The 6,073-nt window shown below is 34.3% G+C and carries 8 protein-coding genes; 4 read left to right on the forward strand and 4 right to left on the reverse strand.

What is annotated here, in order from left to right; translation table 11 throughout:
* The 4 genes from L950_RS23795 to L950_RS23810 form a co-directional block, all read right to left on the reverse strand.
* The coding region (locus tag L950_RS23795; protein WP_037525878.1) for a hypothetical protein at window positions 1-283 on the reverse strand (283 nt) is incomplete at its 3' end.
* Between the two features lie 67 nt (window positions 284-350).
* Window positions 351-725 (reverse strand): BlaI/MecI/CopY family transcriptional regulator, encoded by a 375-nt coding sequence (locus L950_RS23800; protein ID WP_021189331.1) that lies wholly within the window; start codon window positions 723-725, stop codon window positions 351-353.
* A 325-nt stretch (window positions 726-1,050) separates the two neighbouring features.
* Window positions 1,051-1,455 carry an alternative ribosome rescue aminoacyl-tRNA hydrolase ArfB gene (arfB, locus tag L950_RS23805; protein ID WP_021189332.1) on the reverse strand — a complete coding sequence of 135 codons (405 nt, stop codon included), beginning with the start codon at window positions 1,453-1,455 and terminating at the stop codon, window positions 1,051-1,053.
* Window positions 1,445-2,161 (reverse strand): DUF1003 domain-containing protein, encoded by a 717-nt coding sequence (locus tag L950_RS23810; protein ID WP_031287875.1) that lies wholly within the window; start codon window positions 2,159-2,161, stop codon window positions 1,445-1,447. The genes arfB and L950_RS23810 overlap by 11 nt, the downstream gene beginning before the upstream one ends.
* A 159-nt stretch (window positions 2,162-2,320) precedes the next feature.
* Between L950_RS23810 and bshA the strand changes: the two genes are divergently transcribed.
* From bshA to L950_RS23830, 4 genes are all read left to right on the forward strand, one after another.
* Window positions 2,321-3,457 (forward strand): N-acetyl-alpha-D-glucosaminyl L-malate synthase BshA, encoded by a 1,137-nt coding sequence (bshA, locus tag L950_RS23815; protein WP_021189334.1) that lies wholly within the window; start codon window positions 2,321-2,323, stop codon window positions 3,455-3,457.
* A gap of 77 nt (window positions 3,458-3,534) precedes the next feature.
* Entirely contained in the window at window positions 3,535-4,239 is a 705-nt protein-coding gene (gene pyrH, locus L950_RS23820) for a UMP kinase (RefSeq protein WP_021189335.1), read from the forward strand.
* Between the two features lie 30 nt (window positions 4,240-4,269).
* Window positions 4,270-4,833 (forward strand): ribosome recycling factor, encoded by a 564-nt coding sequence (frr, locus tag L950_RS23825; protein WP_031287877.1) that lies wholly within the window; start codon window positions 4,270-4,272, stop codon window positions 4,831-4,833.
* A gap of 130 nt (window positions 4,834-4,963) precedes the next feature.
* Window positions 4,964-6,004 (forward strand): sugar phosphate isomerase/epimerase family protein, encoded by a 1,041-nt coding sequence (locus tag L950_RS23830; protein ID WP_021189337.1) that lies wholly within the window; start codon window positions 4,964-4,966, stop codon window positions 6,002-6,004.
* Window positions 6,005-6,073 lie beyond the last annotated feature (69 nt).

A 6,073-nucleotide genomic window follows, 5' to 3' on the forward strand; every position in this document is an offset into this window, starting at 1 on the left:
AAAACGAAGTAGCAATGATGATGGAGACCCAATAAATGAGTTCAACATTCGAATGCAGTTGCCAAAATTGCTGTTTACCCACAATTTCAATTTCAGGTATACTAAATTCTGTTAATTCCAGAGAAATAGCAGGAATTAACGTAGTCTTATAATCCATTTCAGATAGATCTACAAATTGTATTGCTGGTAATGTAAAAGACAATAGTACAGCAACCAATAAATAGATCCGATTTCCTTGGAAAATGTGAGTTTTCTCAGGACTAAATGATAAAGTAAATAGCATATGACAAGGCTTGTGTTTGCTAAAATCAGATAAGCTATCATAATTCAGGTGTTAAGTGATTGAATCGTTAAATTTTCTTTTGTTTGGCAATCATCTCTAATAATTCGTTGACTTCGCCGAGATCAAGTTTATTCTCTTCAAGAAAATAAGATAACATGCTGCTCGCTGAATTATCAAAATAATTATTTAAAAGTTTCCCTGTAATCAGTTTCTTATACTCTTCTTTTGTAATCTTAGGGATATAACGATGACTTTTCCCATAAGATTCGTGCACTAAGAAACCCTTGGTTTCTAAAATCCGCACTATGGTCGAGACTGTATTGTAAGCTGGTTTGGGCTCAGGTAAACGATCTATCACTTCTTTAACAAAGGCTCCATCCATTTCCCAAAGCTCATGCATGATTTGCTCTTCAGCTTTTGTAAGTTCTTTAATTTCGTTCATAACTCTATTTATTAAAATGGCACGTCTGCCGATAATCGATTATATAACAAGTATAAAACTAAAAACCTAGTTATCAAACTAATTTCTTAGTTTACATTACATTATACTGATATACAATGAATTAAAATTAATAATAAAGTTACATTGTCATATTCTAAGAGACTATTGCTAAATAGGGTCATTTGGGATAACTGTAATTTAGGTTCATTAAATTCCTATAAATACTGGAGAATTACCTTCAATATTTACAGGAATAAAATAGCATACGCCTAAGGAGCTATATTTTAAATTTGAGTTTTAAACTTGAAGATGTTTTTAATAGCCACTATTCAGCACTCCAACGTCGGTTACTTTTCTTTTCTGATTGTTTCGCCTTTCTATCTAGCCTATCTAAAACTTTCCGATAAGGTATTTTTGTTTTTTTCCGTGCTTTTACGGGTGTCAATGTCGTTTTGATAATATGTAAAAATCGTTCGATTGCAATTTCTTTGTTTTTCAATTGAGAACGATCTGTATCACATTCTAATTGAAATATACCATCTTTATTGATACGGTTACTTAATGTTTCCATAATGAGACTCTTCATATCCTCATCAACGCATGTACTGGCCAAAACTGGCCATTGTAACAGGACCTTAGTTGAAACTTTATTGACATTTTGTCCCCCTGCTCCACCCGAACGTGCAAATTTAAAGGTTAATTCTCTTAATAATAATTCTTTATTTACCATTGTTACTTCTTTCCAACTTATCTATTTTATTGATTAGATCTTTTATGATATCTAACTGGAACTGCTGCATCTCGATAAGCTCCTGTTCTTTATGAATCAATAAATGATCTATCTTTTCATGTAAAGTACGTATTTCCAATTCTGCTTTAAGATTGACCATATAATCATTCTGCGCTCTTTTACGGTCTTTATCCTCTTGTCTGTTTTGACTCATCATAATAACGGGAGCCTGTAAAGCAGCAATACAGGATAACAACAAATTGAGCAATATAAATGGATACGGGTCAAATCCTTTGTTACTCAACCAATACATATTTAACACAATCCAACAAACTAAAAATCCTAAAAAGGATAAAATGAATGTCCAGCTCCCTCCAAAGCCAGCAACTCTATCTGCAATACGTTCCCCAAAAGAATCTGCAACTTCCTCTTGGTCAATAGATGCGCTAATCATCTGATTATTATTCATACTCTCAATCACCAGCTGATCTAAACGTGTAAGCTCTCCCAGCTCATTTTTCAAGATAGTTGAGATATACTTTTCTTTATATCCATCCAGTTCGCTAGAGGCAATGAGAGATTCTTTTGAAAATTCTGGAAAATCCTCCTTGACAAGATCAAAAATAGAAGTTCTTAATGTAGATCCCAACACTTTACTGGTAATAGGAAATGTCTTTCCAGATATACTGCTTACAAAAGTCTTCATAATAAGTTTAGTTAATATATAACAAGATAATTTATTTCCACCAATAAACCAGCAATACCGATTCATAATACCTGAAAATAGTCCTTCACAAATTATTGCATTCGTGTGATTGGCTGTTTTACAAATTAATCTTTAATTTGCAGTAAATAAATAAGCATTATGAAAATAGGGATTGTATGTTATCCAACATTCGGCGGTAGTGGCGTCGTAGCAACAGAACTTGGAAAGGCTTTAGCTACGCATGGACATCAGGTTCACTTCATCACTTACCGGCAACCTGCCCGCTTGGATTTTTTTTCGGAAAATCTGTTTTATCACGAAGTTGCTGTTTCACAATATCCTCTTTTTGATTTCTTGCCATACGAATCCGCCTTAGCAAGTAAACTTGTTGATGTTGTTCGTTTTGAAAAACTAGACGTCATCCACGTTCACTATGCCATTCCACATGCTTCAGCTGCTTTTATGGCTAAACAAATCTTATTAACTTACGGCATCAATATTCCTGTTGTAACGACATTACATGGGACCGATATTACTTTAGTTGGTAAAGATAAAAGCTTTAGCCCTGTCGTTACTTTTTCAATTAATCAGTCTGATGGTGTGACTACCGTATCACAGAGTTTAAAGGATCAAACGCTTACTTATTTTGATATTAAGCGAGACATTCAAGTTATTCCTAATTTCATTGATCTGGAACGCTTTAGTATAAAAGACCGTTCTCATTTTAAACGAGCTATTGCTCCTGGAAATGAACGCATTTTGATTCATACCTCCAACTTTCGAAAAGTTAAAAATACGGGAGATGTGATTCGCATATTTCAAAAAGTAAATGAACATATCCCCAGTAAACTATTAATGGTTGGTGATGGACCAGAACGGACGAATGCTGAAGAATTATGTCGTGATCTTGGTGTATGTCAAGATGTTCGCTTTCTGGGTAAACAAGATGCTGTTGAAGAAATTCTATCCGTATCCGATCTTTTCTTAATGCCATCAAGTTCTGAAAGTTTTGGTCTAGCCGCTTTGGAAGCAATGGCCTGTAAAGTTCCTGTTATTTCAACCAATACGGGAGGTTTACCGGAACTGAATGTTAATGGAGAAACAGGATTCTTAAGTGATATTGGTGATGTTGATGAAATGGCGAAAAATGCAATCTATATTTTAGAGGATAATGATCGCTTAGAAAAGTTTAAAGATGCCGCATTAGAGCGCGCTAAAACATTCCAACTTAGTAATATTATGCCTCAATACGAGGAATATTATAGACAGGTGATAGAAAAAGTTAAAAATTCCTAATAAATATGACATTCGTCCTTATCGGATGAAAAAAAAATTTTATCTTTGGCCTTTGGAGAATTTCCAAAAAAACAATTATGAAATACAAACGTATCCTATTAAAACTTAGCGGCGAATCCTTAATGGGAGATCAAAGCTATGGCATTGACATCAAGAGAGTTGCACAATATGCAAAAGATATTAAAGAGTTACATACTCAAGGCTTAGAAATTGCTATTGTTATTGGTGGAGGTAATATCTATAGAGGTTTAAGTGCAGAACAGTCTGGTATGGACCGTGTACAAGCGGATTATATGGGCATGTTAGCAACGGTTATCAATAGTATGGCGTTGCAAGATGGTCTTGAAAAAGTAGGTTTGAAAACCCGTTTGTTGACAGCTATTAAGATGGAGCAGATCTGTGAGCCTTTTATTCGCAGAAGAGCTGTGCGTCACCTTGAAAAAGGTCGTATTGTTATCTTTGGAGCCGGAACGGGTAACCCATATTTTACGACGGACACCGCAGCTTCACTTCGTGCGATTGAAATTAATGCAGATGCAGTTTTAAAAGGTACTCGTGTTGATGGTATTTATACTGCAGACCCTGAAAAAGATCCTTCAGCTACACGTTTTGATGAAATTTCATTTACAGAAGTGTATCAAAGAGGTTTGAATGTAATGGATATGACAGCATTTACACTGTGTCAAGAAAACAACTTACCAATTATTGTGTTCGATATGAACAAGCCTGGTAACTTGTCTAAATTAGCAAACGGAGAGCCTGTAGGTACTATCGTACGCTAATCATAAAAAAGAAAAAAACGATATTAAGATATGAATGAATTGATTTCACTTGAATTGGACGATTGTAAGGAGAATATGTCCAAAGCTGTTTCTTTTACAGAATCAGAATTAACAAAAATTCGTGCCGGAAAAGCTTCACCATCTATGTTAGATGGCATTTCGGTTGATTATTATGGATCTCCAACTCCGTTGTCTCAAGTTAGTAATATTAATACAACTGACGCACGTACTATTGTTATCCAACCATGGGAAAAACAATTGATCAATGCTATTGAAAAAGCTATCACAGATGCTAACTTAGGTGTTAACCCACAAAATGATGGTATTGTGATCCGTTTGGTAATTCCTGCTTTAACAGAAGAAAGAAGACGTGATTTAGTAAGAAAGGCAAAAGAAGAAACTGAAAAAGGTCGTGTTGTTGTTCGTAATATCCGCAAAGAAACAAATGAGTCTTTGAAAAAATTGAAAAATGACGGTGCTTCTGAAGACGAAATAAAAGTTGGTGAAGCTGAAGTTCAGAAATTGACTGATTTATATATTGCAAAAGTTGATAAATTAGCAGAATTAAAAGAAAAAGATATCATGACGGTATAATTTTCTTTTCTGAGAATATTAAAATGGGGATGTATGCTATATATCCCCATTTTTTATTTTATAATAATGGTTTTCTTTAAAATTAGTTGTAACTTAATCCTTAAACTAAACTACAAACAAATTAAACAGTATGAATAATTCACGCCGTCAATTTATCAAAAAAGCTGGTCTTGGACTTTCTGCAGCATATTTCCTACCACAGCTCCTTTCTTGTGAAAGTAAGAAACCAGGTATTGATTCACCTTTTGCTAATATAGGTGTACAACTATATTCGATTCGAGATCTGATGACTGCAAACCCGACCGATTCTTTACAGCAGGTTTCTAAAATAGGTTATAAGCATGTTGAAACATATGGAATAGATACTGTAGCAAAAAGTTTTTGGGGTTTAGATTATAAAAGTTTAAAAAAAGTATTAGACGATAACGGCCTAAAATCGCATAGCGGTCATTACGATATGTCAAAATACTTCAGCCGAAACCATCAAGATAAAGAGGATCTAAATATCTATTTTGAAGCGGCAAAAGAGTTAGGACAAGAATATGTTATCGCTCCTGTCTCTCCAATGTTTGATATTTCTGCCTTAAAGAAGGATGATTTTCTTTACATAGCTGAACAGCTAAATAAAGCGGGTGAAGCGGCTAAGAAACATGGTTTAAAGGTTGCTTTCCATAATCATTTCTGGGAATTTAGAGATTTAGGAAATGGCACCAAAGGGGAAGAAGTATTGTTGGCTTTTACAGAGCCCGACCTTGTTGATTTTGAACTTGATTTATACTGGGCAGAAAAGGCAGGAATTAACCCTGTCAGTTTATTTGAAAAATTCCCGGACCGATTCAAACTATGGCATATCAAGGATATGGATAAAGCATTTACAAAAACTATTGTTGGACCTGAATTTGACAAATTAGACTTTGGCGCAATTTCAAAAGAGGTAAAATATACAGAAGTTGGAACTGGCCATATTGATTTTATTGCTATCGCACAGGCAAAAGCAAAAGCTGGTTTAAAATATGCTTTTGTTGAACAAGATGATATCTATCTACCTAATAAATTTGAGAGCTTAAAGAAAAGCTACGATTACGTAGAACAGCATTTAGCTAAAATTATAATTATAAAAATAAACGGGGGCTTAAGCCCCCTTTATTTTTATAATTATATTCACACTTAAAAAGTCATTTTTTCGACTTCTTCAGCTGTTTCAATCACTTTTGCGGCTAATTCAGCTTAAAAGCGTGAT

The sequence above is a fragment of the Sphingobacterium sp. IITKGP-BTPF85 genome (genome assembly GCF_001006065.1).
GTDB lineage: Bacteria > Bacteroidota > Bacteroidia > Sphingobacteriales > Sphingobacteriaceae > Sphingobacterium > Sphingobacterium anhuiense.

Excerpts from the sequence above, each read along its gene's own strand:
- L950_RS23800 (WP_021189331.1), bottom strand. The coding sequence starts at position 725 with ATGAACGAAATTAAAGAACTTACAAAAGCTGAAGAGCAAATCATGCAT.
- arfB (WP_021189332.1), bottom strand. The coding sequence starts at position 1,455 with ATGGTAAATAAAGAATTATTATTAAGAGAATTAACCTTTAAATTTGCA.
- L950_RS23810 (WP_031287875.1), bottom strand. The coding sequence starts at position 2,161 with ATGAAGACTTTTGTAAGCAGTATATCTGGAAAGACATTTCCTATTACC.
- bshA (WP_021189334.1), top strand. The coding sequence starts at position 2,321 with ATGAAAATAGGGATTGTATGTTATCCAACATTCGGCGGTAGTGGCGTC.
- pyrH (WP_021189335.1), top strand. The coding sequence starts at position 3,535 with ATGAAATACAAACGTATCCTATTAAAACTTAGCGGCGAATCCTTAATG.
- frr (WP_031287877.1), top strand. The coding sequence starts at position 4,270 with ATGAATGAATTGATTTCACTTGAATTGGACGATTGTAAGGAGAATATG.
- L950_RS23830 (WP_021189337.1), top strand. The coding sequence starts at position 4,964 with ATGAATAATTCACGCCGTCAATTTATCAAAAAAGCTGGTCTTGGACTT.